This window comes from Rhizobium sp. BK275, assembly GCF_014193555.1.
In the GTDB taxonomy this organism is placed as follows: Bacteria; Pseudomonadota; Alphaproteobacteria; order Rhizobiales; family Rhizobiaceae; genus Rhizobium.
Genome location: NZ_JACHZL010000012.1, coordinates 115,742 through 140,141 on the forward strand (window position 1 = coordinate 115,742; position 24,400 = coordinate 140,141).

Sequence of the window (24,400 nt, forward strand, 5' to 3'; positions counted from 1 at the left end):
TTCCTCCTCGGTGTCTTTCCTTTCCGCAAACGGGCGAAGAAGCTGGAGGTTCCGCACCTGACTGCGGAAATGCGACGTCCTCAGGAGCGCAATGTCCTGAACGCCGCACGAACCTCCCGGGCAAAGAGTTCCGGCTCCTCCCAGGCTGCGAAATGGCCGCCTTTTTCGGCCCTGTTGTAGTAGATCAGCTGCGGATAGGCTCTATCGAGCCAGTGCCGCGGCGGCCGGTAGACCTCGCCGGGAAAGACCGTGACGGCGACCGGAACCTTGACCGGTCCCAGCTTGGTGCCTCCAGCCACATTCTCCCAATAAATGCGCCCGCTCGACGGCCCGGTATTGGTCAGCCAGTAAAGCGTGATGTTGTCGAGAATGGCCTGCCTGCCGAGCGCCTGTTCCGGGTCTCCGCGGGTAAACACCCAGTCGGCGATCTTGTCGTAGAGCCAGGCCGCCAGCCCGACGGGGGAATCCGCCAGACCGTAGCCGATCGTTTCCGGCCGCGTTCCCATGATCGCCGCATAGCCGAAGCCGTTGTTGAGGAAATCCCGCGCCTCCTTGAAGATGATCTTTTCTTCCGGCGACAGGTTCTCGGGCGCGGGCGCACCGCTCATCAGCGCCTGAGCTGCATCCGGCGGAAAGGTCGTGGCGCGTTCGACCCGGTTGACGTGAATGGCAAGCAGGCCTTCGGGCGCCAGACGCCCCAGCGCATCGCTGATGATCGCGCCCCAGTCACCACCCTGCGAAACATAGCTCTCATAACCGAGGCGTTTCATCAGCATGTCCCAGGCAGCCGCGATGCGCTGCGGGTTCCAGCCCGATTCCGTGGGCTTGCCGGAAAAACCGAAGCCGGGGATCGAGGGGATGACCAGATGAAAGGCATCCTCTGCCCTGCCACCATGCGCCGTCGGATCGGTCAGCGGACCGATGACGCCAAGCAGCTCGAACACCGATCCCGGCCAGCCATGCGTCATGATCAGCGGCAAGGCATCCTCATGGCGGGAGCGGACATGGATGAAATGGATGTCCACCCCGTCGACGTCAGTCACGAATTGCGGAAAGGCATTCAGCCGCTCCTCGGCCTTGCGCCAGTCGTAGGAGGACTGCCAGTCCGCCACCAGCGCCTTCAGCCGCTCCGGCGGCACACCCTGCGATCGGTCGGCCACGGTCTCTCCATCAGGCCAGCGGGTGACCGCAAGCCGCCGCCGGAGATCGGCAAGCGCCGCCTCGGCAATATCGGCCCGGAACGGCCGGATCTCGCCGGGGAGCGCTTCTGCATCGACGGGATCGGCCGCGCCCGCAACCGAGGCAAGCGTGGCCGTAAGCCCGGCCGCCGCGCCTGCAAACAACAGCGAACGCCGTGACACTTTTAACTTCTCGATTGATCGCCCTGATTTCATGACATGCCTCCATTCCATCGGAAGGTTCGCAGCCGCATTTCAGACGCCCGACATCATGCACCTGAAATGGACCGGAAGCGATCTCAGGCTTCGTCCGGCCCGGCGCGGTAGACCAGAAACTTGTTGCCCTCGGGGTCACGGAAATAGGCACAGTAAGGCCCCTCGCCATTCTCCCCGCGCGGCCCCGGCGCTCCCTCGTCAGAGCCGCCGGCCGACAATGCGGTTGCATGGGCCTCGCGCACCTGAGCGCGGGAGCGTGCCTCGAAGGCCACCATGCCGCCATTGCCGACATTGGCCGGCCGGCCGTCGAAGGGCTTTATCACGCCGAATTCCAGCGTGCGCTCGCCGTAATAGATGGCCCGGCCAGGCTGGACCAGAAAACGGCCGATGCCGAAGACGGCCATGAGCCTGTCGTAGAATTCAGCCGCAGCCTCGAGATTGTTGGTGCCGACGGTCGAATGTCCCGGCAGGCCGCGCACTCTTTGAGGCTCGGCGGCTTTCAGATTTACGGTCATGTCGTTCATGTCTCATCGTCCTTTCATAGGGGGACGCGGGCCGTTCGCCGGCGCCGCTGTTGGTGATGATGTACGGCGCGGCACGATCGGCCGGTACTGAGGGAAAGTGAGAGGCAGACTCTCATGACTGCGCTCTACCGGCGGCAGGCGCGATGCACGATCCTTGTCATCGAAAATTCACCCCGATCGCGGCCCTGAGCCTCCACAGCGAGCACGGCCGCCGGAGAGGAAGGACAACGGACATGCTGACATCCTCACTTGGATCATTGCTCATAGCCGCTGCAATCACGGGCACGACACTTACCCCCGCAAGCGCCGGCACACCTGAAGCCGCAAAGCCTGAAATCGGCACCATCGCCATTGGCGGCGATATCACTCTGCGGCGGCTCGTCGTGCACAATCCGGCGTCGAAAGGCACCGTACTTTTCCTGCACGGCTTTCCCGAAACCTCGGTCGTCTGGCGCGACATCGCAGCTGCACTCGGCGACGAATTCGAAGTGCATGCCTTCGACTGGCCGGGATACGGCCTTTCATCGCGGCCCTCGGTCGAAATCTTCTCCTATTCTCCGCGTGATTATGCCGGCGTGCTGAAGGCCTATATCGACAAGGCCGGCATCGACCGATCGAAACTGACGATCTATGCCGCCGATATCGGCGCCCTGCCCGCCCTGCTCCTGGCCCTCGACGAGCCGGATATCGCACAGCGCATCATCGTCGGCGACTTCGCCCCCTTCAACCGGCCGGCCTATATGCATGAGCGCCTGCAGAACCTGAAGACCGAGCCGGCTGCTTCCAGGACCCGCACCGTCATGAACCAGACGAGCGACGAAATCCTTCAAAACGTCTACAGGCGCGGCCTGCCTGACGATAAGCAGTTCGATCTCGCCGCCGGCGTGAAAGAAGACATGGTCCGCGGCTGGAGCCACGGCCCCCTCACCTCCGCCGATGCCTTCTACCATTATTATGCGGCATTCACCCGGGATCAGGATGTGCTCGAAGCGAACCTCGGCAGACTCCGGACACCGGTGAAGGTGATCTGGGGCGAAAAGGACATCTATATCGACAGCAGGATGGGCGCGGAGTTTGCCGAAAGAACCGGCGCGACACTCGAGATCCTGCCCGGCATCGGCCACTATCCGCATCTGCAGGCGCCGGAACAGGTGGTCGCGGAAGTCCGCGCCCTACCCGATTGAGCAATAGCTCCGACAGGCTTCCCGCAGCCGCGGCAACGTCCAATCGATGAAGGAGCGCACCTTGAGCGCCAGAAAGCCCTGGCGCGAATAGACGATATGGATCGGCTGCGGTGCACCGGCATAATCGTCAAGGATCGGCACGAGAGAACCGGAGGCAAGTTCGCCGGGGATCTGATAATCGAAAAGCCTGGCAATACCGGCTCCGCCCACAGCGGCGGCAACGCAGTTCGCCGCCGTATTGACCTCGATGCGATGGCGCGGCACCACCTCCACCGGCCGGCCATCGATATCGAAGGTCCAGAAGAAGGTCCTGCTGTTGAAGATGATCCCGTCATGATCGGGCAGTTCGCCCGGATGCTGCGGACATCCGCACCGTGAGAGATAATCCGGGCTCGCACAGGTCAGAACCCGGAATTCGGCAACCTTGACGGCATAGAGCGAACTATCCGCCAGCGCCCCCAGCCGGATGGCAATATCCACCTGCTCGCCGACGAGATGAACGGTGCGATCGAGCGACAGGAGGTTCAGGGACACTTCCGGATGCTCCGCCAGAAAACCGAGCGCGATCGGCAGCACATAGCGATTGCCGAATTCCACCGGCATGGTGACCGTCAGCGTCCCCCGCGGCCGCTGATATTCGCCGGAAGCCCGGCGCTCCGCCTCCTCCATATCGGCAATGATCTTGCGCGCCGCCTCCACGTAGTCACGTCCGGCATCGGTGAGTTGCAGCTTCCGGCTGGTGCGAATGACGAGACTGGCGCCGAGCGACCGCTCCAGCTCTGCCACCTTGCGGCTGACGCTCGGCAGCGGCGCATTCAACCGCTTGCTGCCCGCCGACAGACTGCCGGCATCGACAACGGCAAGCAACACGCGCATGGCATCCAGCCGGTCCATCCCGCCGCCTTCATCCCGCCTTCCCCGCGGGAAATCTTAAACCTTCGAAACTCCGACCGATAGATGGGTCCTTATCCATCACGGTCAGCTCATCCGCTCCGCCCGACGCCGCGGAAACGATCTCCTCGGCCTCGGCATGGCAGGTGGTAATCGTGGTGGACGGACGCTTGCCTGCTCGGATACGGATAATTCCGAGAGCAACCGGAATCCCGAATGAAAACCGTCCGCATCGCCGCCGCCCAGACCTTGGAATATCGCGAAAATATCGAGGCCGCGCTGACATGCGCGCTCGACATGATCCGTCAGGCCGAAGCCGAGGGCGCGCGGCTCCTCTGCTTTCCGGAAGGCTTTCTGCAGGGCTATTTGACGGAGCCGGAAGCGGCACGGCGCGCCGCGATGGGTCTCGCATCGCCGACGTTCAAAGCCGTAACGAATCGTCTTGCCGCTGCCGGCTCCATGATCGTGATGGGCATGATCGAGTCCGAAGGTGAAGACCTGTTCAACACCGCCGTCGTCATTCAGAAGGGCGAAGTGATCGGCCGATATCGCAAGGCGCATCTGCTCAAAGGAGAAAGGTTCTTCCAGCCGGGCACAGAAACGCCCGTCTTCACGGTCGATGGCCTGCGCTTCGGCATCAACATCTGCTACGACACCGGTTTCCCCGAGGCCGCTCGCAAGGTCGCACGCGCAGGCGCATCTCTTCTCGTCTGCTGCGCCAACAACATGATGCCGCGCGCCAATGCCGAAAAATTCCGGCACGTGCACAATGCCGCCAGAGGCGAACGCTGCCGGGAAACCGGCTTGTGGCTCATCTCCGCTGACGTAACGGGAGAACGCAATGGGCGCATTTCGTGGGGACCGACGGCGGTGTTGAACCCGGCGGGGAACGTTGTGGCACAGCTTCCTCTTGAAGCCCCCGGTCTGCTGGTGTTCGATATCGCCGGCGATCAGTAGGACTTGGTCGCACTGCCGGATGTCCAACCGGATCAATTGGATCTCTTGATCTCTTTCGCGGCAACTTCTATTTTGACCACATATGGTCATATGAACAGGAGGCCGCGATGTCGACAATAAGTGTGGCTGATGCCAAGGCCGGGTTTGCCGGTCTGGTCGATGAAGCAGCAAACGGCGCATTCGTGACGATCACGCGCCACGGCAAACCCGCCGCGGTGCTCGTTTCGGTCGAAGCCGCTGAGGCCGCAAAGAGAGCCTTGAATAGACCTCGGCCAAATTTCGGAGATTTCCTGCTCACCTTTCCCGGTGGCGTCGAGCTGGAGCGGAATCCCTCGAAAATGCGAGATGCTGATCTGTGACCACTTATCTGCTCGATACTGATATCATCAGCAGGTTCGCGCCGGACAAGACCCCGCCTTCCGATCCGGTGCGGGCATGGTTCCATGAGCAAGGCGAGGCTGACGCGCTCTTTCTGTCCGCCATGTCGGTCTCGGAGATCGAAAAGGGAATGCGAAGCCTTCACCGTCGCGGCGGGATCGAGCGGGCAAAGCGCCTCGCCTCATGGCTCGACTTCATCACCGAGAGTTTCGGTGATCGTATTCTGCCAATGGATACCGTGGTCGCGCGGATCGCCGGCGCACTGGAAGATGAGGCCGCGAGTAAAGGTCACAATCCCGGCCTTGGCGATATCATTATCGCGGCCACCGCACGCGCCTACGACCTCACCGTAATCACCGAAAACGCCAGGCATTTCCGGCCGCTTAATGTCGCCGTCGATCTTCCGGCCGCCTTCCGGCGGGAATGATCATCAAGCCCATCACGCTTTCGTTACCACAACGCCTGTAACAACCCGCGATCCCGTTGCGAATACCCCGACGTGCCCCGCCGAAAACAGGGGCGTTACGAGCAACGGAGACTATCAATGTTGAAGACTTCCATCAGCACCGCCCTTCTTGCCGGCGCAATCACCTCCGCTCTTGCCACGATGGCGAGTGCCTCCCCGCTGACCAAGGCCGAGGCCGATGCTGCCGTCGCCGCTCACAAGGAGAAATGCTACGGCGTTGCCCTGAAGGGCCAGAACGATTGCGCTGCCGGTCCGGGCACCACCTGCCAAGGCACCTCCGTCAAGGACTTCCAGGGCAATGCGTGGAAATTCGTCCAAGGCGGCACCTGCGCCTCGCTTGATCTGCCGGGCGGCCGTCATGGCTCGCTGAAGCCGCTGACGCGCGACATCTAAGCGGCCGGCATCAGACGACGATCAAGGAAAGCGGAGGCGAAAATGGCAAACGTCGATAGGGCGACCAATCTTCCCATGGAGACGGAAAGCACCCTCCGCTTTCCGACATATCAGGTGACCGGCCTGGCCGGCACCAGTTTCAAGCCCGAGCATCTGGCAGCGATTGCGGCCGTATCAGGCCCGCAGGGTTTCTTCGAAGTCCATGCCGAAAACTATATGGGCGCCGGCGGCCCGCCGCATCGCGCGCTTGAACGCCTACGCCGCGACCACCCGATTTCGCTCCATGGCGTCTGCATGTCGCTCGGCGGCCCGCAGCCGCTCGACCGCGAGCATCTCCAGCGTTTCAAGAACCTCGTCGACCGCTACGAGCCGGCGCTGGTATCGGAACATCTCGCCTGGTCGACGCATGTCGATACCTATCTGAACGATCTCCTGCCGCTGCCCTATACCAGCGCGACGCTGACGCATGTCTGCGACCATGTCGACCAGATGCAGAATGCCATCGGCCGCCCGATCCTTCTCGAAAATCCGTCCACCTATGTGCTGTTTTCGGAATCCTCCATGGGCGAAACGGATTTCATCCGCGAGATTTCAAAGCGCACCGGCTGCAGCCTGCTGCTCGACATAAACAACGTCTTCGTCTCCGCTACCAATCACGGTTTCTCGGCGCTGGAATATCTGCGCGATTTTCCGCTGGCGAAAGTCGGCGAGATCCACCTCGCCGGCCATGCCGAACAGGAGGATGACGAAGGTGAGCTGCTTTTGATCGACAGCCATGACGGGCCGGTGGCCGATGCCGTCTGGCAGCTCTACGAGATCGTCATTGCCAGATGCGGGCCGATCCCGACCCTGATCGAATGGGACAGCAAGATCCCCGACTGGCCGGTGCTGCGTGCCGAGGCGCTGGCCGCGCAGGCGATCCTCGACCGGCATGCAAGAGAGGCCTCCCATGCGCTCGGCTGACATTCTGCCGATGCGGCGGGCGGCACCTGACTTCGCCGGCCAATTCTCAGCCGCGCTGCTCTCCCCCGATGCCCCCGCCCCTGATCTGGTGACCGGCCCGCGCGGCAAGCGGGCGGAGAAGCGCTACAATGTCTACCGCAACAATGTGACCGTCAGCCTGATTGCTGCGCTCGCCTCGATCTTCCCGGCGGTCGAGCGCATTACGGGCACGGATTTCTTCCGCGCCATGGCCCGCTTCCATGTGCGCGAAACGCCGCCCGCCTCGCCGCTCCTCTTCGAATACGGCCGCGACTTCGCCGATTTCATCGATCGTTACGAATATGCTCAGCATATGCCCTGGCTCTCGGATGTGGCGCGTATCGAGCGTGCCTGGCTGGACGCCTATCACGCCGCCGATGCGCCGGCGCTCAGGGCCGAAGCGCTCGCCGCCATACCGCCGGAAGAACTTGATGACGTGACCTTCCAGCCGCATCCGGCAACGCGGGTGATTTCATCGGCCCATCCGGCCGTCACCATCTTCGCCATGAACCGTGGCTCAGGTCCGGTCAGCCGCGTCGACGATCACCCCGAAGACGGGCTGATCACCCGTCTCGACGACGAGGTCACCGTGCGCCTCCTGCCGCCAGGCGGTGCGGCTTTCTTCAACGTCCTTCTATCGGGCGAATGCCTCGCCGCCGCGGTCACAGCCGGCCTCGACGCTCATCCCGCCTTCGATCTCTCCGCCGCCATCGGCGAGATGATCGCATCAGGCGCCTTTTCCGCTATCGAACTGGAGATTTCCAATGTCTGATATGCTTCACTCCCGGCCTCACAATAGGCCCCACAACGAACCTCGCAACGGCTCTCTCTCCCCGCTCGCGAGGCTGGTGGCGACGGCTGACGGACTTGTCCGCACCGTCGCCCAACCCGATCTCGTCCAGGCTGTCCTCCGTGTGGCGCTCGCCGTCCCCTTCTGGCGCTCCGGCATCCTGAAATGGGATGGCTTCCTGCAGCTGAACGATACGGCGATCGATCTCTTCACGCAGGAATTCATGCTGCATCTGCCAGGCGGCCCTTATCCCTTCCCCGCGCCCGCCGTCATGGCCTTCCTGTCAGGCTGCGGCGAGATCATCTTCCCAACGCTTTTAGTGTTCGGCCTCGCCACCCGCTTTGCCGGCCTCGGCCTGCTCTTCATGACGCTGGTGGTGGAGCTTACCGTTCCCGATGGCTGGCCCATCCACATTACCTGGGCGGCGATGGCGCTCGCCATCATGCGCTACGGGCCGGGCCGCCTGTCGCTCGACCATCTGATTGCGCGGATCTCAGGCACTGCCAAGAACTAGACCGCCCGAAGACGATAGCAGCGTAAGCTCACCGCCCGGCCCCTTATCGCGCCGGGCGGCTTTTGCGCTTTGTTGCCGCACTACTCTTGCCGTTTGCCCGCCGATGCGCTCAATAGGCGCCGGCCTTGCCTCACGTGCCGCGTCATCAAATTTCTCAGGATGACGGTAACAAACACGTGGACCCGTGCGTAGAGGATAGTGGCGGATGAAACATTCGGCCCGTGAAGAGGAATGGGCGGCCTGGATGCGCGCGGCAATCGCCGGCGATATCAAGGCCTATGACCGTTTCCTGAAGGCCGTGACACCCTATCTCCGGTCGATTGCGCGCAGGCGCTGCGACCAGTTCGGTGCCCCGCCGAGCGAGGTTGAGGACGTGGTGCAGGAAGTTCTGCTGGCGGTTCACCTGAAGCGCGGGACCTGGGATATCTCCCGGCCGATCGGTCCGTGGCTGTCGACCATCGTGCGCAACAAGCTGATCGACAGCCTGCGCCGCCGCGGCCGCCATGTCAGCGTGCCGATCGAGGATGTGATGGAGACGCTGGAAGCCGACCACCACGAGGATGGCGCCGATCGCGTCGATGTCGACCGCATGCTGGAAGGCCTGCGCGACCCGCAGCGGGAAATCGTCCGGTCCATCTCGCTCGCCGGCGCCGGCATCCGCGAAACGGCCGAGAGACTACAGATGACGGAAGGCGCCGTGCGGGTGGCGTTGCACAGGGCGCTCAAGGGATTGGCGGCCCTCTATCGGAGCAATACGCGTGAAAACGAATGACCTGATCAACCTGCTGGCAAAGGATGCACGCGTTCGCATCCGCTTCGGCCGTGTCTTCCTGATCGCGCTGGCCATCGGCGTGGTGATATCAGCCGCGCTGCTGCTCTCGACCCTCGGTATCCGTAGGAATATGGCGGATATGATCGAGACGCCGCGCGTCCTCTTCAAGCTCGGCTTCACCCTGCTGCTCGCCGTCACCGCCACCCGCCTCGCCTTCCGCATCGGCAAGCCAGGCGTCTCGCTGCAATCTGCCGCCCTGATGCTCGTCCTGCCGCTTGCCGTTCTCATCATCGGCATCGTCACCGAGCTCTTCGTCGTGCCGCAGACGGCCTGGGCAAGCAGCATGGAGGGCCGGTTCCCCGCCTTCTGCCTGTTCTTCGTGCCGACGCTGTCAATCGCTCCGCTAGCCGCCATCCTCTACTCGGTCCGGCAAGGCGCCCCGGAAAATCCGGGCACGGCCGGCGCCGTCGCAGGCCTTGCTGCCGGCGGCATCGCAGCCGCCATCTACGCCTGGCATTGCCCCGACGACAGCCCGCTGTTTCTGGCGGCATGGTATTCGATTGGCATATTGGTCGCGACCGCAGCCGGATTCCTCCTGGGCCGAAAAATCCTCCGCTGGTGACGGCGGCGGCTTCCTTCAGGACGCGCCAGCCGTCGATATCGACATCGGCCGATCAGGCGGGACAGCAGCGAAAATACGCATCGGCCGCCGGGAACTTTCGGCCCCGATCTCAGTCTGACATGCGGAGCGTACGGTGCGCTTCCCTCAACAAAATCATGCACCACACGGCGCGTCGTGCGATCCAGCCTGTTATTTCCCAATAATTCGGCCCGCTTCGGCGGGCCTCTTTGTGCCCCGGTAACCGCATCGGCTGTTATCGCGTCCGCTTTCCCGTCAGCGCCTGCCAGGCGAGCCGCAGCGTATCGAGGCGGGAGCGAATGCGCTCCTGTTGCGGGATGGCCAGCCGGTTGCGAAAATCGGCAAGTGCCTGGGCTTCGAGCCTGCTTCCGAGTTTTTCCGGCAGATGCGGCACGGGTGCGCCGGTCAGCCGGTCGATGACAGTCCAGTCGTCGTCGTTGCGGCGCTCGATATCGTAGCGGTTCATGATGGTCAGGATATCTCTAAATTAGGGATGCGGATGACAAGAAGAGCGGCTTTCCGATCCACATGCAATCGACAAAATGTGAGCGAGCGTCAGGAAAATACGCACATGGTCAAAATTGCGTTGCCAAGCCTGATCTTAGGCACTCAGTTTCGTCGCTCTCACCCTGTCGAACCGCTTGCGGACCTTTGCCGGCCTGGCCTTCAGTTCGGCCTCGGCATAGTTGAGATCCAGGAAAGGCATGGGCCGGGCATTGATCTCGCCGATCTTGGCCCCGAGCGCGGCAAGACCCATCACGATCTCGTCGAACATCCTTGCGTCGTCATGCCTGGCTTCCACATGCATGGTTTCCCATTGCGTGGCTTCCATGTGGCCCTCCTCCACTGCGGTTACCTCGGCCGCTACGGTAGCATTCGATAAAATGGCAGACCAATCCCACATTGGAGCTAACCCGAATGAACCTCATTTACCGTCTTTTCGCCATCGCCGCGACATGCATTGATAGCAATACGGGTCTAAGATGCAGCAAGCATCGGAAACCAGTCACGGGAGGATAACCATGCACGAGATGACACCATCGGAAATGCTGAGAGACCCGATGATCCGCCAGATGCTTCGCGCCGACAGGATCAGCCTGGCGTCTTTTGAGGCGCTTCTCGACGCTGCCGCCCGTCGGCACGCCCGTTCCGCAAGCGACGGCACCTTTGCGGCGTCGAAGATGCCGGACAGCTGGAGTGTTTATGCTGCGGCCAATATCTGATCGAACGCTTTTTCCAGATGCCCGTCCGACTCCGGGCACCCCTGAGGCCCGCTCCCAAGTGAGCGGGTCCTTTTTGTTTGCGAGGGCGCAGCATTGTGGCGATGAAGGCGGCAGGCCCTCATGCACGCCTGCCGCCTCCCACCTCCGAGCGTCCGCCGCCCAGCGCTCAAGGAGGGAGGGCCACGATACCCCGGTATTGTGGCCTTTGGGGCAGCTGGTCTGGAAGATATTCCCGGTGTCATCGGCCGGTCACATCACCCATCTGGAGGAGCCCGATCGCTTTCAGGCGCATGTCGTTGAAAGCGTTGGGAGGAGATAGAACCGCACCTGTGGATAAGCTGTGGAAACATTGTGGATCGAAGGTCGCCTTGAGGCGCAGTTTGGCGTCAGCCGTTGCCATTTCGTTCCAAATGCGGTCTTCTAATCGCACCTGCCGTCGGCCTCCGCCGCAACTGACGCCGACGCAGCCACAGGGCGCTCCGACATGAGGTCGTAGAGCGCCCTTTCTTTTTAACGTGGCAGACATGTCACGCGCTCGAGATTCACGCATTCCGCAATTCCGAATTTCATAATTCACGCGTATAGTGTGTTTGAGGGTCTCAATCTCCGTGCCTTGAGGGGTCGAGGACAATGAGCTGGAACACGTCATCGGCATTTGCGCCGGTCGGGCTGGTTTTGCGCGGTCGGGAGACGCACACCGTCGTGCGTACGCTCGGCGATGCCGCATATCTCCTGATCCGGGACTGGCCTTTCGATGATGGCGAGGAATATATGATCGCCGTCAAAGCCTGCATCGACGCCATCTGTGGAGAAGTCGCTCCTGAGCAATTCCGGGAGGCATTTTTGCGCGCCGCCGACGAGGCAGGCATTGCCGCGCTGACCATCGTTCATTGATGGGGGGCGTCCATTGAGGCCAAAGCCATAGACTGCATTGATTTTCTCGGTAAAACCGTCATCTGCTGGCGGCGGCGCGATGACGCGCGCCGGCTCTGACATCCGAGAGGCAATGAAGACAGCAGCAATAACAGGCACAATCGCCTGCATCGCCTTCGCCGCGGCCGCAGTTGCGCAGTCGAATCTCGATGCCTCCCCCGTCCAGCCGGACTACGTGGCCGTCACGCAGGCGCTCGACAAGAACGGCAAGCCGGTCGATCCGACCGTCACCATTACCCATCACGACGGCATGTTTCTGAGCGAGACCCTGCGCGACGGCACGAAAAGCATCGGCTTCGGACCGGCCAGCAACGATCCCGTTCTGCGCTGGAGCAGGCAGGCGGATGGTCAGATCACGTTCCTGGAACTTCTCCTTCGCGATCGAAAACCGGACGCCGCGAAAACAGAAACGCCCCAGCCACTCGCAGAGGTTTCTACCGTTGCCGGGGAACGCTGCAGATGGCGCGAAACGGCGAGCAAATCGCCCTCGCCCGGGACATTCATCGCACGAGAGCAGACTTGCGTCACCGACGACGGCATCGTCATCGAAACAAGGCTGCTCGCTCCCAATGACGTGCCGATCTATCACACCCGCCTCACCAGCCTCGACCGCCGCGCCATCGCCCCCGCGGAGATTGACCCGCCATCGGAAATCCTGACAGCGGAATTCTGGCTCAGACCGATCCGCAGCCATAATGCCGATCCTTCCCAGCCCGATTTCGACATTACGCTGGAGACCGTCAGCGGCTCGACGATCCGCTTGTTGCGGCATTATCCCTGGCACTACCGGGAACAGCGGGACGGAGGCGGCTCCGTCAGCATCAAGATCTGGAACAGGCTCGAAGCGCAGGGCATCTCCTACCGGCAGGCAGGCGGCCATCGCAGGCTCACGGCCGCGCGTCCGACAGACGATGGCTCTGCCTCTTTCAAATTCGATGAGACAACCGGAAAGATCTCGCTCGGCAAGGCCGAAGCCGTCCTCGGCGAGAGCTGCGAATGGTTTGATCTGATGCCGGGAGTTCAGGACGCCGGAAACAGGGAGTGCCTCACACGCGACGGGCTGCCGCTCAAGCTGGATATCAGCGGAATGAATTTGGCCCTCCCCTACACCGCCACATCATTCCGCCGTCGCGCCGTCGCTCTCTCGGAGATGCGCTTGCCAGCCGAAGCCTTTTCGCTGGACGAATGGGGATTGCCCGCGGTGCGGTGAGGTAGGTTGCCTCTTTTGGGTTTTGCCGTGGGATACCCCCTCTGTCCTGCCGGACATCTCCCCCACAAGGAGGGAGATGTCCGGCAGGTGTCCGACCCGGATAGATAGGTAACAGAACGGACCGTTTAGATAGGTGACAGTTCTCTGAGCGCCGGGAGGACCCGGCGATGGTTTGGAGAGAGACTGGCATCATGGACGAGCGGTTGCGCTTTGTTGGAGAGTGTCTTGCGGGCGAGGAGACGATGACGGAGCTGTGCGCGGCCTATGGGATATCGCGCAAGACGGGCTACAAGTGGTTGGAGCGGTATCGGGCGCTCGGGCCTGCGGGGCTTGTCGACCTGCCGCGGGCGCCGCTTGCGCATGGGCGGGCGACGGCGGCGGAGCTGGTGGCGCGGATTGTGGCGGAGAAGGAGGCGCACCCGCAGTGGGGGCCGAAGAAGGTGCTGGCGCGGCTGAAGCGGGCGGCGCCGCAGCTTTGCTGGCCGGCGGCCTCGACGGTGGGCGAGATCCTGAAGCGGCACGGGCTGGTCGGGCGCCGGCGGCATCGCTGGCGGGCGGCTGGTTGCGGCCCGCTCGCGCCGGCCAGCGGACCCAATGCGGTGTGGAGCGCCGATTACAAGGGGTGGTTCCGGACCGGCGACGGGCGGGGCTGCGAGCCGCTGACGGTGATGGATACGGCGAGCCGCTTTCTGCTGGCGCTGGAAGCCTGCGCGCGGCCGGCCGAAGGCGAGGCCTGGCCGGTGTTCGAGCGGCTGTTTGCCGAGCATGGCCTGCCGGAGCGCTTTCGCAGCGACAACGGTTCGCCCTTCGCGGCGGTCGGCGTCACCGGGCTGACGACGCTTGCCGTGCGCTTCATCAAGCTCGGCATCGGCCTGGAGCGCATCCAGCCGGGCAAGCCGCAGCAGAACGGCCGCCACGAACGCTTCCATCTGACGATGCTGCCGCTGGCCAAGGCGCCGGAGGCCGACCATGGCGCGCAGCAGGCTGCCTTTGACGCGTTTCGCCAGAATTACAACGCCGAGCGTCCGCACGAGGCGCTCGCCATGGATGTGCCTGCCGATCACTACCGGCCGTCACCGCGGCGCCTGCCCGACCGCCTGCCTGAACCGGACTATCCGGCCGAGGCGGCGGTGCGCCGGGTGCGCTCCAATGGCGAGATCAAATGGAGCGGCGGCCTCGTCTATGTCGCTGCGGCGCTGGCCGGCGAAGCCGTGGCGATCGAGGAGAGCCAAGCCGGAGCCTGGACGCTGCGCTTTTATGCCCATCCGCTCGGCATCATCGACAGGAAGAGCAAGCAGCTTGTCCGCCCCAGCGCCCTGCAACCCCGGCCAGCCGGCGCAGGGGCGGACACTGGTTAAAGGGGGGAAAACTGTAACCCATCTATCCGGTTCAATCTGTTACCCATCTATCGGCTGGACACAGGGCAGAGGGGGGTATCCCACGGCAAAACGAAGCAACCCGAATCAGCATTCCCGTAAAATTTCGCCTTGCATCCGACCGATTGCATAAAGACATAGGAAATAAGCATACCCGTGTCGCAATCAGCCCGGCACTTTCGTCTTAAGGCAGCACCCTTTCTTTCAGATATGGATACAGGAACACCATGACCAGCGAACCCCTGCTTTCAGAGATCGAAGAACAGGCCGAACTGCCGGTCGAAGACCATAGCGCCCGCAACAGGCTGGTGATCGGCCTGCTGCTCGTCTCCGCCTTCGTGGTCATCCTCAACGAGACCATCATGGGTGTCGCGATCCCGCACCTGATGGCCGATCTGAAGATCCCCGCAAGCTCCGCCCAATGGCTGACTTCGGCCTTCATGCTGACCATGGCCACCGTCATTCCCGTGACCGGCTTTCTCCTGCAGCGGCTGAACACGCGGCCGGTCTTCATCCTCGCCATGTCGCTCTTTTCCGCCGGCACGCTGGTCTGCGCCCTCGCACCCGGCTTTCCCATGCTGGTCGTCGGCCGCATCGTTCAGGCCTCCGGCACGGCGATCATGATGCCGCTCCTGATGACGACGATCATGAACCTCGTACCGCCGCATTCGCGCGGCAAGACGATGGGCAATATCTCCATCGTCATCTCGGTCGCACCTGCCATCGGCCCGACGATCTCCGGCCTTATCCTCTCCTCGCTCGACTGGCGCTGGCTCTTCCTGCTGGTGCTGCCGATCGCGCTCGCAGCCCTTGCGCTGGGCGCCTCGAAAATCGAGAACGTCACCGTGCCGTCAAAGGCGCCGCTCGATGTCATCTCGGTCGTGCTGTCGGCCATCGGCTTCGGCAGCTTCGTCTTCGGCATCAGCGAGCTCGGCGCGCCCGAAGCCGGCACGACGCCGCTCGATCCCCGTGTCATGCTCGCCGCGGGTGCTGCCGTCATCGCCGTTTTCGTCTGGCGGCAGATCCATCTCCAGAAGCACGAGCGGGCGCTGCTCGACCTGCGCACTCTGCAGACGAAGACCTTCACCATCGCCGCCGGCATGATGGCGATCCTGATGATGTCGATGTTCGGCGTCTTCATCCTGATCCCGATCTACCTCTTGTCCGTGCTCGGCCAGACGACCCTGACGGCCGGCCTGCTCCTCCTGCCCGGCGGCCTGATCATGGGCCTCTGTGCCCCCTTCGTCGGCAGGCTGTTCGACCGCTACGGCCCTGCCCGCCTCGTCATCCCCGGCGCACTCCTGTTCAGCTCCGTCATGTGGGGCCTAACCTTTCTCACCGTCACGACCCCGATCTGGGTTGTGCTCGGCTTGCACATCGTGATGAGCATCGGCCTTGCCCTGATGTTCACACCGCTCTTCACCGTCAGCCTCGGCTCCCTGCCGCCGAAACTCTATTCGCACGGCAGCGCCATCATCGGCACCACCCAGCAGGTCGCCGGCGCCGCCGGCACAACGCTTTACGTCGCCATCATGACTTGGCGCGCCGGCATCCTGACTCAAGGGGAAGCAGATGCCGCAACGGCTACCGTCGGCGGCATGCAGTCCGCCTTCTTCGTCGGCGCGCTGATTTCGCTCGCAGCCGTCGTGGCGTCTTTCTACGTCAGACGCCCGCCCGCTCAGCCCGAGGGTCAGTCGATGGGCCATTGAGGCCCATCACGCCGGCTCAATGGTATGTCACGACGGGATCGAACATCCTTTGCAGAAAGGAGCGCTGCGCTACCTGCGCATATTCCCGGGGAATGTCATGCCCGCATTCGAAGACGTGGAGCATGACCGGCACGCCTGCATCCGACAGGGCATTCGAGAACCGTTCGGCCTGGGCGATGGGAGCCCGCTCATCGAGCCTTCCGTGCAGCAACAGGGTTTCCGCCCGGATTTTCTGCGCGTGATGCAGGGCCGAGCGGGCCAGAAAGGCGCCGCTCGTGAGGCCAGCCTCCTGCTCGATTACCCAGCGCAGCCCTTTCGAACTGCTCTCATAGGCCGCCTTGAGATCGTAGACGCCGCTGCGCAGAATGACGGCTTTGAGATCGGGAACCTGGGCTGCGACCATCGCCGATGCAACCGCCCCCCGACTGTTGCCATAGAGAACGATACGATCAGGATCGACGCAAGGCTGCTGCCGCAGGAAGGAGAGTGCGGCCATGATCGCCCGCTGGGTATCCGGGCCGCAGAAATCCGCCGGTCCATCCGAAGCCCCGAAGCCCGGCTGCGAGACAGCCGCCGCGGTGATATTCAAACCGGAACAGAACCGAAGCAGCGCGCCCGTATCGACGGCCTCTTTCGCGCCAATGAGACGGCCGCCCTGATTGCCGTGGACGAACAGGATGGCTCCCTCGGGTGTTTTGCTCTCAGGCTGGGCCTGAAAAATCTCGACACGCGCCCCGTCACCCCTATCGATGAGATGTCGTGTCACATTAGGCATGTTCACCCTCACCCTCGCATCCTGCACGGAAGCAGGCCTCGCCGCCCAGGCAGCTGCCTTCTGCTCCTCAGCCCGGCGAAATTCGCACGCGCAGGCCGGCAAGTCTCCCGTAAATTTCGATGGGATTTGTCGGCATGCCATCGCATGTTTCGTCCTAAGGCCGAGATCCGGCCCCTGATGGCGCGGATCACCAACAGGAGAGACACCCATGAGAAAGATCATCGCCTCCACATTCGTCAGCCTCGACGGCGTCATGCAGGCGCCCGGCGGCCCTGACGAGGACCCGTCAACGGTTTCAAATTCGGTGGCTGGGTATTTCCCTACGCGGACGATACGATGGGAGCCGTGATGGGCGAGCTCTTCGCAAAGCCCTTTGCGCTGCTGCTCGGCCGCCGAACCTACGACATCTTCGCCGCCCACTGGCCTTATCAGGACGACGACATCGCCAAGGCCTTCAATCCCGCCACGAAATATGTCGCGACGCACCGGCCTGAAACCCTCACCTGGCAGAATTCGCAATCGCTGGGACCCGACATCGTCGCGGCATTGCGCAAGATCAAACAGGAGAACGGGCCGGACCTGCTCATCCAGGGATCGGGCAATCTCATCCAGACGCTGCTTGCCAACGACCTGATCGACGAAATGACCGTGCTGACCTTCCCGCTGATCCTGGGCAAAGGCAAACGACTGTTCGAGGGCGGCGCGATGCCCGGCGCCCTCAAGCTCACGAGATCGGCGGTATCGGGCACCGGCGTCATCGTCGCGACCTATGAGCGCAACGGCGAAGTCCGGGCGGGCTCGTTCGCATCCGATCAACCGTCCGAGGCCGAGCTCGAACGCCGCAGGAACTGGCAGTAGCCGGTACTTTCTCGGTCGCGGCTGCGGGATCAGGCTACCCCGATCCCGCAGCCATCGAAATGACAGCACTAGAAAGCTCCGCGCTGTCGAAAAAGTGATTTCGTTCCAACAACTTCTGTCACCCATGGGCTTGCCGGAAACGCTCAATGCCCATCTTCTGCCCGAATGTTGGCGTTCTAGTCGGGCTTCGCCCCACACGGACCAACGCCGCGCGTGACAGTATTTTATCGGATTTCAAGGACATAAGAATGCCGCTGAGAACATCTTCCCGCTGGATCGCACCGCTCGCCGGCCTTCTGGTGCTCTCGGGAAGTGCAATTGCCGTGCGCGCCGAGCCGCAGCCTGCGCCGCCGGTCACGCAGGCCAGCCCGAAGCCCGCCTATACGGTTCCGGCCCGCCGCCCCGCCCATATCGTCCGGCAGGATACGGGTGCATCACTGTCAGCGCTCTTTGATTCAGTCAGCGGCAATCAGGCCAAGGTGCTGAACGAAATGGGCGGCCTGACGGTTTCGATGAATAACGACATCGCCGAGGCGATCGAAGCCTATTACGCCCAGCCGAAGGCAAAGCTCATCTGGGTCGACGGCAGGGGGCCGACGCCCAAGGCCGCACAGGCGCTCAGCCTTCTGAAACAGGCTGACGACTGGGGATTGAATGCCGGCGACTATGCCGTTGCCCTTCCCCAGGGAGCGGGCGACCGCGCAAAGGCGCTGGCCGAGTTCGAAGTCTCCCTCTCGGCCAAGATGCTGATGTTCCTTCAGGACAATTTCCGGGGTCGCATCGATCCCAACAAGCTGTCGAATTATTATGATTTCAAGCGCAAGCCTGTCGATCTGAAGGGCACGATCGCTGAGCTCTCGGCCACGCCTGATCTGATGGTGGTCTTCGACCGCCTGCTACCGAGCAACCCGAAATTCGCCCAGCTCGCCGCCGAGCTGCATTATCTCCGCACCTCAGGCCAGGGCGGCGATGCTGCCGCCAACATCAACAAGGTGATCGTGGCGATGGAGGAAATGCGCTGGCTGCCACAGGAATTCCCCGAGCGATACGTGTTCATCAACCAGCCGGCCTACATGGCCTATTATTATGAAAACGGTACGCTAACGCTCTCGATGAAGGCTGTGATCGGCCAGCAGGACCACCAGACGAATTTCTTCGATGCCTCGATCAAGACGGTCGAATTCAATCCCGACTGGGGCGTGCCGCAATCAATCATCCGCAACGAGATGCTGCCGCACCTGAAGCGCGACCCCGCCTATCTGGACAAGGAAGGCTATGTCGTCTCGGTCAAGGGCAAGACGATGCCCTCGGCCAAGGTCGACTGGTCGCAGCCGCTCGAAAATATCGGCGTCGTCCAGCCGCCCGGAGCGGACAATGCGTTGGGACAGCTGAAGATCCTCTTCCCCAATTCGCACGACATCTACATGCACGACACCCCTGCCCGCGGCAAATTCGCCTCGCAGGACCGCATGTTCAGCCACGGATGCGTGCGCCTGGAAAACCCCAAGGCGATGGCAGCCGCCGTCCTGAAGACCTCGGTCGAGTTCGTCGATCAGCAGATCGCGGATGGTGCCAAGAAGGACATGCCGGTTCCGGAACAGGTTCCGGTCTACGTCTCCTATTTCACTGCATGGCCGACCGACGATGGCGTCATCCACTATTTCGACGATATCTACGGCCGCGACGCACAGACCTTGTCGGCGATTTCGGCCACGACCGCGAGCCGCGCGCAGTCATAGACAGAGGAACGATCAAGGCCTGAGCCAACCGTCCGCCTGTGCAGAGACGGCAAAGCCACACCCCCACCTGTGCGGCGCCCGACAACTGTGGCATAACTAGCCGATGGCGATACATGTCTTGGCAGTCCATCGTGATACTGTCGGGACGGAACAGGCGGCAGGCGGTTCGCTTGCGGGAGCCTATTCCGTAGGCGTCCTCTGCTGGCTTTTGTCAGCCGGCGTCTACATCGCAGCCAAATGGGTCTCCGCCGAAATGCCGCCCTGGGCGCTCTGCTTCTGGCGCGTGCTCATCGCCTTCGCGATCATGCTGCCGATCGTGCGCCACCATTTTTCCGCGATGCTCGCACTGGTGCGGGCACGCGGCCTGGAGCTGCTTTTCATCGGCGGCATGGGACTGGCCATCTGTCAGGGCCTGATCTTCGTCGGCCTTCAACATGCCGATGCCACCACCGCCGGCATCATCATCGCGCTGATCCCGATCATCACCATGATCCTCGCCCGCCTGATGCTGGCAGAGCCGATGGGAAGCTGGCAGGTGGCCGGCTCCATCCTCGCCTTCCTCGGCATCCTCATCATCATCGTCAAGGGCAGCCCGGCAGCACTTCTGCGCCTCGACTTCAATCCGAGCGAACTCTGGATCGTCGCCGGCGCCTTCTGCTTCAGCCTCTACACGGTACTGCTGCGCCGCGCGAAATTCGACTTGAACCGGCTCGCGCTGCTCGTCCTGCTGCTCGGTGCCGCCGCGCTGACAGCCCTGCCCTTCTACCTCTACGAACTCGCCGTCGACGAACGCACGACGCTGAATACGAGCGGCCTCATCGCACTCGCCTATGTCGCGATCCCCGGCGGCGCGCTCATGTATTATCTCTTCAACCGAAGCATCGAGGCGCTGGGGGCTGCGCGCGCCGGCGTGCTCCTCTACATCCAGACGATCTTCATCGCCGTGCTCGCCTATTTCATCCTCGGCGAGAAACTGCAGACCTATCATCTCGAAGGTGCCGCCCTCATCATCGCCGGATTGCTGCTGATCATTTTGCTGAAACCGAAGGCAAAGGCCGCAGCCGCCTGAAGGCGGCGCGTGCAGAACCCTCAGCTCTTCACACCCGCCCCATAGCGCAGTCCGTCCACCAGCAGCGCAATCATCCGCCGCGTCGCCGCCGGGTCATCGCCCTGCCCGAGATTGGAAAGCTGCGCGCCGGCGCGCAGGAGCTCGCTCGCTTCCACATCGCCGCGTGCCGCGCCCACCGCAACGGCTCTATCCAGCAGTCCCTGCAAAGCCGGGATCATGCGCTCGTCGAAATAGGCCGGCAGCGCCTGATAGGCCGGGTCGCCGGAATGCAAAGCTGCGGCAAGGCCGCGCTTGGCCATGATGAAATCGGCAAAGCGCTGCATCCAGCGCGACAGCGCCTCGCCCGGCTCATTTTCGGCGGCGAGTGTTATGGCAGCATCGGCGCAGGCATCCATCTCGTTGCGCACGACCGCCTTGATGAGGTCCGAGCGCTGCGGAAAATGGCGGTAGACCGTGCCGACGCCAACGCCGGCCTTTTCCGCGATCTCGCGCACCGGCGCATCGACGCCGGAGGTGGCAAATACATCCAAGGCGGCTTTCAGCAGCAGATCCAGGTTGCGCCGCGCATCCGCGCGCACAGGCCTGTCATGGCCGCTATCAGTCTCACGCGCCTCGCCCGGACTGTCCGTCCCGCTGGTCATATCAACACCTCTTGCAAAGCGGAACATTGTTCCGTATAAACGGAACCGCGTTCCGGATGCGCCTTTATACCCTGTTCGGCGCGGCTTTGCCAGATGCAAGGCCCGCCGTCGGGGCTTTTGCCAGATTCAAAACCTGCCCTTACGGGCAGCTCAAGATTCAAAGGAAACGAAGATGCAATACCGTCCCCTTGGCCGCACCGGCATCAAGGTCAGCCCCTATTGCCTTGGCGCCATGATGTTCGGCGCGATCGGCAATGCCGATCATGACGATTCCATCCGCATCATCCACAAGGCGCTCGATACCGGCATCAACTTCATCGACACCGCCGATATGTACAGCCACGGCGAATCCGAGGAGATCGTCGGCAAAGCCCTGAAGGGCCGGCGCGACAATGTCGTGCTCGCCACCAAATGCTTCATCCCGATGGGCCAGGATCCGAACCAGCAGGGCAGTTCGCGCCGCTGGATCTATCGCGCGGTGGAAGATTCGCTGCGCCGCCTGCAGACCGATTATATCGACCTCTTCCAGATGCACCGCCCCGCCCCCGACACCGATATCGAAGAAACGCTCTCGGCCCTCACGGATCTGATGCGCGCAGGCAAGATCCGGGCCATCGGCTCCTCCACCTTCCCCGCCTCCGATATCATCGAGGCGCAATGGGTGGCCGAAAAGCGGGGGCTGGCCCGCTTCCGCACCGAGCAGCCGCCCTATTCGATCCTGCATCGCGGCATCGAACGCGAGGTCCTGCCGACGCTCGAACGCTACGGCATGGGCGCCCTCGTCTGGAGCCCGCTCGCCATGGGCATGCTGACCGGCCGCTACCGCCGGGGTGCAGCTCAGCCCGACAGCACCCGCGTTGCTTATTTCCCCAAGCAAATGTCGAATGAAAACAGCCTCGATGCCGTCGAGCAGCTCATTCCGCTCGCGGAAAGTGCCGGCATCTCGCTCACTCACATGGCGCTTGCCTTCGTCATCGCCCATCCGGGCGTTACGTCGGCGATCCTCGGGCCGCGCACCATGGAACAGCTCAATGATCTCCTGGCCGGCGCGCAGGTGCGTCTGAGCGACGAGCTGCTCGATGCCATCGACGCCATCGTACCACCGGGCACCGAAACCGGCCCGCTGGAAGCCAACTATAAGACCCCGGCGATCCAGACCGCGAGCCTGCGGCGCCGTCCGCCCGCCGAACGCGCCGCCGGCTGATCGGTAAAACAGGTCTGATGGCTCCGCTATTCCCGCGGAGCCTTCAGCACAACGGCGGATCAAACCGCCTCGGAAGGTAACTGCGACAGCCTGCGTTGCGCCTCCTCCACCTCGATGGCGAGCTCCTCCAGAAACTCGTCCCACATATCGAGCGCCCTCAAGCCTTCACGCGTGCGAAACAGATAATCGGCCGAACTGCCGATACTGCCCGAAGCCGTGGCAAGCCGTTGAATGGTCGCCTCCCGGGAAAGCCCGCCCGCATATGTATTTGCAAGCGGGTTCATGGTGAAAGCAATGCCGCTTCCAAAGCGGGTACCCTCTTCATCGAGCAAGTCGACCCAGCGGGGAATATAGGCCTCGGCCACCATCTCCCGTCGCCACAACAACTCGAGTTCGTGCAGAAGATCCGCTTCATCCAGGCGCAGGGCGACCCCATCGCAGGCCCCGCCCGCATCAAGGCCGAGCACGAGACCTGGATTGTCGGGCGAACCCCGCCCGGAAACGGTGGCGAGGCAAAAGGACCGGCGCCAGCCTTCGACACGGGCTTTCCGGCTTTCGACGCTGAGAATGATCGGATTCCAGATCAACGAACCATAGGCGAAAATCCAGACATCGCCCGTCGGCCGCTCCGCAAGTATCGATGCGAGAGATGCATGCCGCTCCTCGTCGCTGAGAAGTTTGAGCGACGGCGCCTCCCCGGCAATCAGGTCAGCGAAAGTGCCGCTGAGCAGCAGCTCGCGCGACAGGATTTCTTCGCCGCAACAGGCGACCGCTTCCGAGTGTTTGTTGTTGATCGTCATGACACCCTCAATGACAGGCCGTTGATATCAGCATGGCCCTGTTTCGCGGCCATCATCCACGCCTGGCGCGCGGGATAAAGCCTGCCGGCACAGACACAGTGTCTCCGCAGCCGCAACAATCGATGCTCGTGCCTCCCCCTTCCCGCCACAAAGATCAGCACCACATCGCTCTGGAAGGCACACAATGAACGGGAGCCCGACATGAGCGAAATCGGCCGTCTGCTCGGCGCCGGCAAGGAAGCGGAAGTCTATGAACATGGCACGCTGGCGCTGAAGCTCTACAGGCCCGGCCGCCCGAAGGCCCCGGCCTTCCGCGAGGCCGCCAATCTGGCGATCGTCGAGCGGCTCTCCCTGCCCGCGCCCAGAATCCATGTCGTCGGCGATTATCACGGCCGATGGGGCCTGCTCATGGATCGGGCGACCGGCACGAGCCTTGCCGATGAGATGATGCCGGAACCACCGCTGTCGGCCATCAGGGAGATGGCAGCACTCCATCAGCGCCTGCACCGAGAGCCCGGCACCGGCCTTCCCTCATTGAAATCAAGACTGTCGGCCAATATCGAGCGCGCCGAACGACTCACCCCGGACCTGCGCGACCGGCTGCTTCTGACACTTGCCGCCCTGCCCGATGGCGACAATGTCTGCCACGGCGACTTCCACCCCTGGAATATCCTGGGCTCCGGTGAAGACGTGATGATCGTCGACTGGCTGGATGCCTGCAGCGGCAATCCGGCCGCCGATGTCTGCCGCACCTACCTCCTGATGCGCCGCTCGCTTCCGGCAATCGCCGAGGCCTATGTCGTCACCTATGCGAAGGCGGACGATTTGACCCCGGACGAGGTCTTTGCCTGGCTCCCTGTGGTCGCAGCCGCCCGCCTTGCCGAGGATGTGGCTGAGGAGAACGAGGACCTTCTGCACCTGGCAGCACTGGCGCCTGCCGGCGTATAGGCAGGGCGCGCCCTGACGGAAGGCTGGCGCT

At 62.8% G+C, this 24,400-nt stretch carries 27 protein-coding genes and 1 pseudogene; 20 read left to right on the plus strand and 8 right to left on the minus strand.

Going from position 1 to position 24,400, the window contains the following annotated elements:
* Nucleotides 1–80: 80 nt before the first annotated feature.
* A complete protein-coding gene (locus FHT82_RS29475) occupies nucleotides 81–1,394 on the minus strand; it encodes an epoxide hydrolase (RefSeq protein WP_183736250.1) in 1,314 nt (437 codons plus the stop codon).
* Nucleotides 1,395–1,477: 83 nt separating this feature from the next.
* Nucleotides 1,478–1,918: a VOC family protein gene (locus FHT82_RS29480; RefSeq protein ID WP_183736251.1), complete on the minus strand. Its 441-nt coding sequence runs from the start codon at nucleotides 1,916–1,918 to the stop codon at nucleotides 1,478–1,480.
* Nucleotides 1,919–2,151: 233 nt separating this feature from the next.
* Here FHT82_RS29480 and FHT82_RS29485 point away from each other — a divergent pair, with 233 nt between their 5' ends.
* Nucleotides 2,152–3,102 (plus strand): alpha/beta hydrolase, encoded by a 951-nt coding sequence (locus FHT82_RS29485; protein WP_183736252.1) that lies wholly within the window; start codon nucleotides 2,152–2,154, stop codon nucleotides 3,100–3,102.
* Here the strand turns inward: FHT82_RS29485 and FHT82_RS29490 are convergent.
* Nucleotides 3,091–3,996, minus strand: coding sequence for a LysR family transcriptional regulator (locus FHT82_RS29490; RefSeq protein ID WP_183736253.1), 906 nt, complete (start codon nucleotides 3,994–3,996; stop codon nucleotides 3,091–3,093). The two genes, FHT82_RS29485 and FHT82_RS29490, sit on opposite strands and share 12 nt — an antisense overlap.
* 213 nt (nucleotides 3,997–4,209) lie before the next feature.
* Here FHT82_RS29490 and FHT82_RS29495 point away from each other — a divergent pair, with 213 nt between their 5' ends.
* The 9 genes from FHT82_RS29495 (at nucleotide 4,210) to FHT82_RS29535 (ending at nucleotide 9,866) form a co-directional block, all read left to right on the plus strand.
* The gene (locus FHT82_RS29495) at nucleotides 4,210–4,950 is read left to right on the plus strand and encodes a carbon-nitrogen hydrolase family protein (RefSeq protein WP_183736254.1); all 741 of its coding nucleotides are present in this window, start codon (nucleotides 4,210–4,212) and stop codon (nucleotides 4,948–4,950) included.
* Between the two features lie 107 nt (nucleotides 4,951–5,057).
* Entirely contained in the window at nucleotides 5,058–5,309 is a 252-nt protein-coding gene (locus FHT82_RS29500) for a type II toxin-antitoxin system Phd/YefM family antitoxin (protein ID WP_183736255.1), read from the plus strand.
* Entirely contained in the window at nucleotides 5,306–5,755 is a 450-nt protein-coding gene (locus FHT82_RS29505; protein WP_183736256.1) for a type II toxin-antitoxin system VapC family toxin, read from the plus strand. The genes FHT82_RS29500 and FHT82_RS29505 overlap by 4 nt, the downstream gene beginning before the upstream one ends.
* A 117-nt stretch (nucleotides 5,756–5,872) precedes the next feature.
* Nucleotides 5,873–6,187: a DUF2282 domain-containing protein gene (locus tag FHT82_RS29510; RefSeq protein ID WP_183736257.1), complete on the plus strand. Its 315-nt coding sequence runs from the start codon at nucleotides 5,873–5,875 to the stop codon at nucleotides 6,185–6,187.
* A 42-nt stretch (nucleotides 6,188–6,229) separates the two neighbouring features.
* Nucleotides 6,230–7,150 (plus strand): DUF692 domain-containing protein, encoded by a 921-nt coding sequence (locus tag FHT82_RS29515; RefSeq protein WP_183736258.1) that lies wholly within the window; start codon nucleotides 6,230–6,232, stop codon nucleotides 7,148–7,150.
* Nucleotides 7,137–7,940 carry a DNA-binding domain-containing protein gene (locus tag FHT82_RS29520; protein ID WP_183736259.1) on the plus strand — a complete coding sequence of 268 codons (804 nt, stop codon included), beginning with the start codon at nucleotides 7,137–7,139 and terminating at the stop codon, nucleotides 7,938–7,940. Before FHT82_RS29515 ends, FHT82_RS29520 begins: the two co-directional genes overlap by 14 nt.
* A complete protein-coding gene (locus FHT82_RS29525; protein ID WP_183736260.1) occupies nucleotides 7,933–8,472 on the plus strand; it encodes a DoxX family protein in 540 nt (179 codons plus the stop codon). The genes FHT82_RS29520 and FHT82_RS29525 overlap by 8 nt, the downstream gene beginning before the upstream one ends.
* A 205-nt stretch (nucleotides 8,473–8,677) precedes the next feature.
* Nucleotides 8,678–9,244 (plus strand): sigma-70 family RNA polymerase sigma factor, encoded by a 567-nt coding sequence (locus FHT82_RS29530; protein ID WP_183736261.1) that lies wholly within the window; start codon nucleotides 8,678–8,680, stop codon nucleotides 9,242–9,244.
* Nucleotides 9,231–9,866, plus strand: coding sequence for a DUF1109 domain-containing protein (locus tag FHT82_RS29535; RefSeq protein WP_183736262.1), 636 nt, complete (start codon nucleotides 9,231–9,233; stop codon nucleotides 9,864–9,866). The genes FHT82_RS29530 and FHT82_RS29535 overlap by 14 nt, the downstream gene beginning before the upstream one ends.
* Nucleotides 9,867–10,119: 253 nt before the next feature.
* Here FHT82_RS29535 and FHT82_RS29540 read toward each other — a convergent pair whose 3' ends face one another.
* The gene (locus tag FHT82_RS29540; RefSeq protein WP_007817645.1) at nucleotides 10,120–10,350 is read right to left on the minus strand and encodes a hypothetical protein; all 231 of its coding nucleotides are present in this window, start codon (nucleotides 10,348–10,350) and stop codon (nucleotides 10,120–10,122) included.
* 135 nt (nucleotides 10,351–10,485) lie between these two features.
* Nucleotides 10,486–10,716: a hypothetical protein gene (locus FHT82_RS29545; protein WP_246698262.1), complete on the minus strand. Its 231-nt coding sequence runs from the start codon at nucleotides 10,714–10,716 to the stop codon at nucleotides 10,486–10,488.
* Between the two features lie 190 nt (nucleotides 10,717–10,906).
* Between FHT82_RS29545 and FHT82_RS29550 the strand changes: the two genes are divergently transcribed.
* From FHT82_RS29550 to FHT82_RS29570, 5 genes are all read left to right on the plus strand, one after another.
* Entirely contained in the window at nucleotides 10,907–11,107 is a 201-nt protein-coding gene (locus FHT82_RS29550; protein ID WP_183736263.1) for a hypothetical protein, read from the plus strand.
* 630 nt (nucleotides 11,108–11,737) lie between these two features.
* Entirely contained in the window at nucleotides 11,738–12,001 is a 264-nt protein-coding gene (locus FHT82_RS29555) for a DUF982 domain-containing protein (protein ID WP_183736264.1), read from the plus strand.
* Nucleotides 12,002–12,113: 112 nt separating this feature from the next.
* On the plus strand, nucleotides 12,114–13,250 hold the full coding sequence (locus FHT82_RS29560; RefSeq protein ID WP_183736265.1) for a hypothetical protein: 1,137 nt from the start codon (nucleotides 12,114–12,116) through the stop codon (nucleotides 13,248–13,250).
* Between the two features lie 167 nt (nucleotides 13,251–13,417).
* A complete protein-coding gene (locus FHT82_RS29565; RefSeq protein ID WP_183736266.1) occupies nucleotides 13,418–14,608 on the plus strand; it encodes a helix-turn-helix domain-containing protein in 1,191 nt (396 codons plus the stop codon).
* Nucleotides 14,609–14,853: 245 nt separating this feature from the next.
* Nucleotides 14,854–16,335 carry an MDR family MFS transporter gene (locus FHT82_RS29570; protein WP_183736267.1) on the plus strand — a complete coding sequence of 494 codons (1,482 nt, stop codon included), beginning with the start codon at nucleotides 14,854–14,856 and terminating at the stop codon, nucleotides 16,333–16,335.
* A 16-nt stretch (nucleotides 16,336–16,351) separates the two neighbouring features.
* Here FHT82_RS29570 and FHT82_RS29575 read toward each other — a convergent pair whose 3' ends face one another.
* The gene (locus tag FHT82_RS29575) at nucleotides 16,352–17,110 is read right to left on the minus strand and encodes a prolyl oligopeptidase family serine peptidase (RefSeq protein ID WP_183736268.1); all 759 of its coding nucleotides are present in this window, start codon (nucleotides 17,108–17,110) and stop codon (nucleotides 16,352–16,354) included.
* A gap of 208 nt (nucleotides 17,111–17,318) precedes the next feature.
* Here FHT82_RS29575 and FHT82_RS29580 point away from each other — a divergent pair.
* From FHT82_RS29580 to FHT82_RS29590, 3 genes and pseudogenes are all read left to right on the plus strand, one after another.
* Nucleotides 17,319–17,968, plus strand: a pseudogene (locus FHT82_RS29580) (dihydrofolate reductase family protein).
* Nucleotides 17,969–18,216: 248 nt separating this feature from the next.
* A complete protein-coding gene (locus FHT82_RS29585; protein ID WP_183736269.1) occupies nucleotides 18,217–19,707 on the plus strand; it encodes a L,D-transpeptidase family protein in 1,491 nt (496 codons plus the stop codon).
* 103 nt (nucleotides 19,708–19,810) lie between these two features.
* The gene (locus FHT82_RS29590; protein WP_183736270.1) at nucleotides 19,811–20,776 is read left to right on the plus strand and encodes a DMT family transporter; all 966 of its coding nucleotides are present in this window, start codon (nucleotides 19,811–19,813) and stop codon (nucleotides 20,774–20,776) included.
* Between the two features lie 20 nt (nucleotides 20,777–20,796).
* Here the strand turns inward: FHT82_RS29590 and FHT82_RS29595 are convergent, their stop codons facing one another.
* On the minus strand, nucleotides 20,797–21,417 hold the full coding sequence (locus FHT82_RS29595; protein WP_183736271.1) for a TetR/AcrR family transcriptional regulator: 621 nt from the start codon (nucleotides 21,415–21,417) through the stop codon (nucleotides 20,797–20,799).
* Between the two features lie 172 nt (nucleotides 21,418–21,589).
* Here FHT82_RS29595 and FHT82_RS29600 point away from each other — a divergent pair, with 172 nt between their 5' ends.
* A complete protein-coding gene (locus FHT82_RS29600; protein WP_183736272.1) occupies nucleotides 21,590–22,621 on the plus strand; it encodes an aldo/keto reductase in 1,032 nt (343 codons plus the stop codon).
* A 59-nt stretch (nucleotides 22,622–22,680) separates the two neighbouring features.
* Here FHT82_RS29600 and FHT82_RS29605 read toward each other — a convergent pair whose 3' ends face one another.
* Nucleotides 22,681–23,421, minus strand: coding sequence for a gamma-glutamylcyclotransferase (locus FHT82_RS29605; RefSeq protein ID WP_183736273.1), 741 nt, complete (start codon nucleotides 23,419–23,421; stop codon nucleotides 22,681–22,683).
* Nucleotides 23,422–23,622: 201 nt separating this feature from the next.
* Here FHT82_RS29605 and FHT82_RS29610 point away from each other — a divergent pair, with 201 nt between their 5' ends.
* The gene (locus FHT82_RS29610) at nucleotides 23,623–24,369 is read left to right on the plus strand and encodes an aminoglycoside phosphotransferase family protein (RefSeq protein ID WP_183736274.1); all 747 of its coding nucleotides are present in this window, start codon (nucleotides 23,623–23,625) and stop codon (nucleotides 24,367–24,369) included.
* The last annotated feature ends 31 nt before the right edge of the window (nucleotides 24,370–24,400 follow it).

Excerpts from the sequence above, each read along its gene's own strand:
- FHT82_RS29570 (WP_183736267.1), top strand. The coding sequence starts at position 14,854 with ATGACCAGCGAACCCCTGCTTTCAGAGATCGAAGAACAGGCCGAACTG.
- FHT82_RS29545 (WP_246698262.1), bottom strand. The coding sequence starts at position 10,716 with ATGGAAGCCACGCAATGGGAAACCATGCATGTGGAAGCCAGGCATGAC.
- FHT82_RS29490 (WP_183736253.1), bottom strand. The coding sequence starts at position 3,996 with ATGGACCGGCTGGATGCCATGCGCGTGTTGCTTGCCGTTGTCGATGCC.
- FHT82_RS29530 (WP_183736261.1), top strand. The coding sequence starts at position 8,678 with ATGAAACATTCGGCCCGTGAAGAGGAATGGGCGGCCTGGATGCGCGCG.
- FHT82_RS29485 (WP_183736252.1), top strand. The coding sequence starts at position 2,152 with ATGCTGACATCCTCACTTGGATCATTGCTCATAGCCGCTGCAATCACG.
- FHT82_RS29600 (WP_183736272.1), top strand. The coding sequence starts at position 21,590 with ATGCAATACCGTCCCCTTGGCCGCACCGGCATCAAGGTCAGCCCCTAT.
- FHT82_RS29590 (WP_183736270.1), top strand. The coding sequence starts at position 19,811 with ATGGCGATACATGTCTTGGCAGTCCATCGTGATACTGTCGGGACGGAA.
- FHT82_RS29575 (WP_183736268.1), bottom strand. The coding sequence starts at position 17,110 with ATGCCTAATGTGACACGACATCTCATCGATAGGGGTGACGGGGCGCGT.
- FHT82_RS29525 (WP_183736260.1), top strand. The coding sequence starts at position 7,933 with ATGTCTGATATGCTTCACTCCCGGCCTCACAATAGGCCCCACAACGAA.
- FHT82_RS29585 (WP_183736269.1), top strand. The coding sequence starts at position 18,217 with ATGCCGCTGAGAACATCTTCCCGCTGGATCGCACCGCTCGCCGGCCTT.
- FHT82_RS29595 (WP_183736271.1), bottom strand. The coding sequence starts at position 21,417 with ATGACCAGCGGGACGGACAGTCCGGGCGAGGCGCGTGAGACTGATAGC.
- FHT82_RS29565 (WP_183736266.1), top strand. The coding sequence starts at position 13,418 with ATGGTTTGGAGAGAGACTGGCATCATGGACGAGCGGTTGCGCTTTGTT.
- FHT82_RS29475 (WP_183736250.1), bottom strand. The coding sequence starts at position 1,394 with ATGAAATCAGGGCGATCAATCGAGAAGTTAAAAGTGTCACGGCGTTCG.
- FHT82_RS29515 (WP_183736258.1), top strand. The coding sequence starts at position 6,230 with ATGGCAAACGTCGATAGGGCGACCAATCTTCCCATGGAGACGGAAAGC.
- FHT82_RS29605 (WP_183736273.1), bottom strand. The coding sequence starts at position 23,421 with ATGACGATCAACAACAAACACTCGGAAGCGGTCGCCTGTTGCGGCGAA.
- FHT82_RS29555 (WP_183736264.1), top strand. The coding sequence starts at position 11,738 with ATGAGCTGGAACACGTCATCGGCATTTGCGCCGGTCGGGCTGGTTTTG.
- FHT82_RS29520 (WP_183736259.1), top strand. The coding sequence starts at position 7,137 with ATGCGCTCGGCTGACATTCTGCCGATGCGGCGGGCGGCACCTGACTTC.
- FHT82_RS29510 (WP_183736257.1), top strand. The coding sequence starts at position 5,873 with ATGTTGAAGACTTCCATCAGCACCGCCCTTCTTGCCGGCGCAATCACC.
- FHT82_RS29610 (WP_183736274.1), top strand. The coding sequence starts at position 23,623 with ATGAGCGAAATCGGCCGTCTGCTCGGCGCCGGCAAGGAAGCGGAAGTC.
- FHT82_RS29495 (WP_183736254.1), top strand. The coding sequence starts at position 4,210 with ATGAAAACCGTCCGCATCGCCGCCGCCCAGACCTTGGAATATCGCGAA.
- FHT82_RS29560 (WP_183736265.1), top strand. The coding sequence starts at position 12,114 with ATGAAGACAGCAGCAATAACAGGCACAATCGCCTGCATCGCCTTCGCC.
- FHT82_RS29500 (WP_183736255.1), top strand. The coding sequence starts at position 5,058 with ATGTCGACAATAAGTGTGGCTGATGCCAAGGCCGGGTTTGCCGGTCTG.
- FHT82_RS29480 (WP_183736251.1), bottom strand. The coding sequence starts at position 1,918 with ATGAACGACATGACCGTAAATCTGAAAGCCGCCGAGCCTCAAAGAGTG.
- FHT82_RS29550 (WP_183736263.1), top strand. The coding sequence starts at position 10,907 with ATGCACGAGATGACACCATCGGAAATGCTGAGAGACCCGATGATCCGC.
- FHT82_RS29540 (WP_007817645.1), bottom strand. The coding sequence starts at position 10,350 with ATGAACCGCTACGATATCGAGCGCCGCAACGACGACGACTGGACTGTC.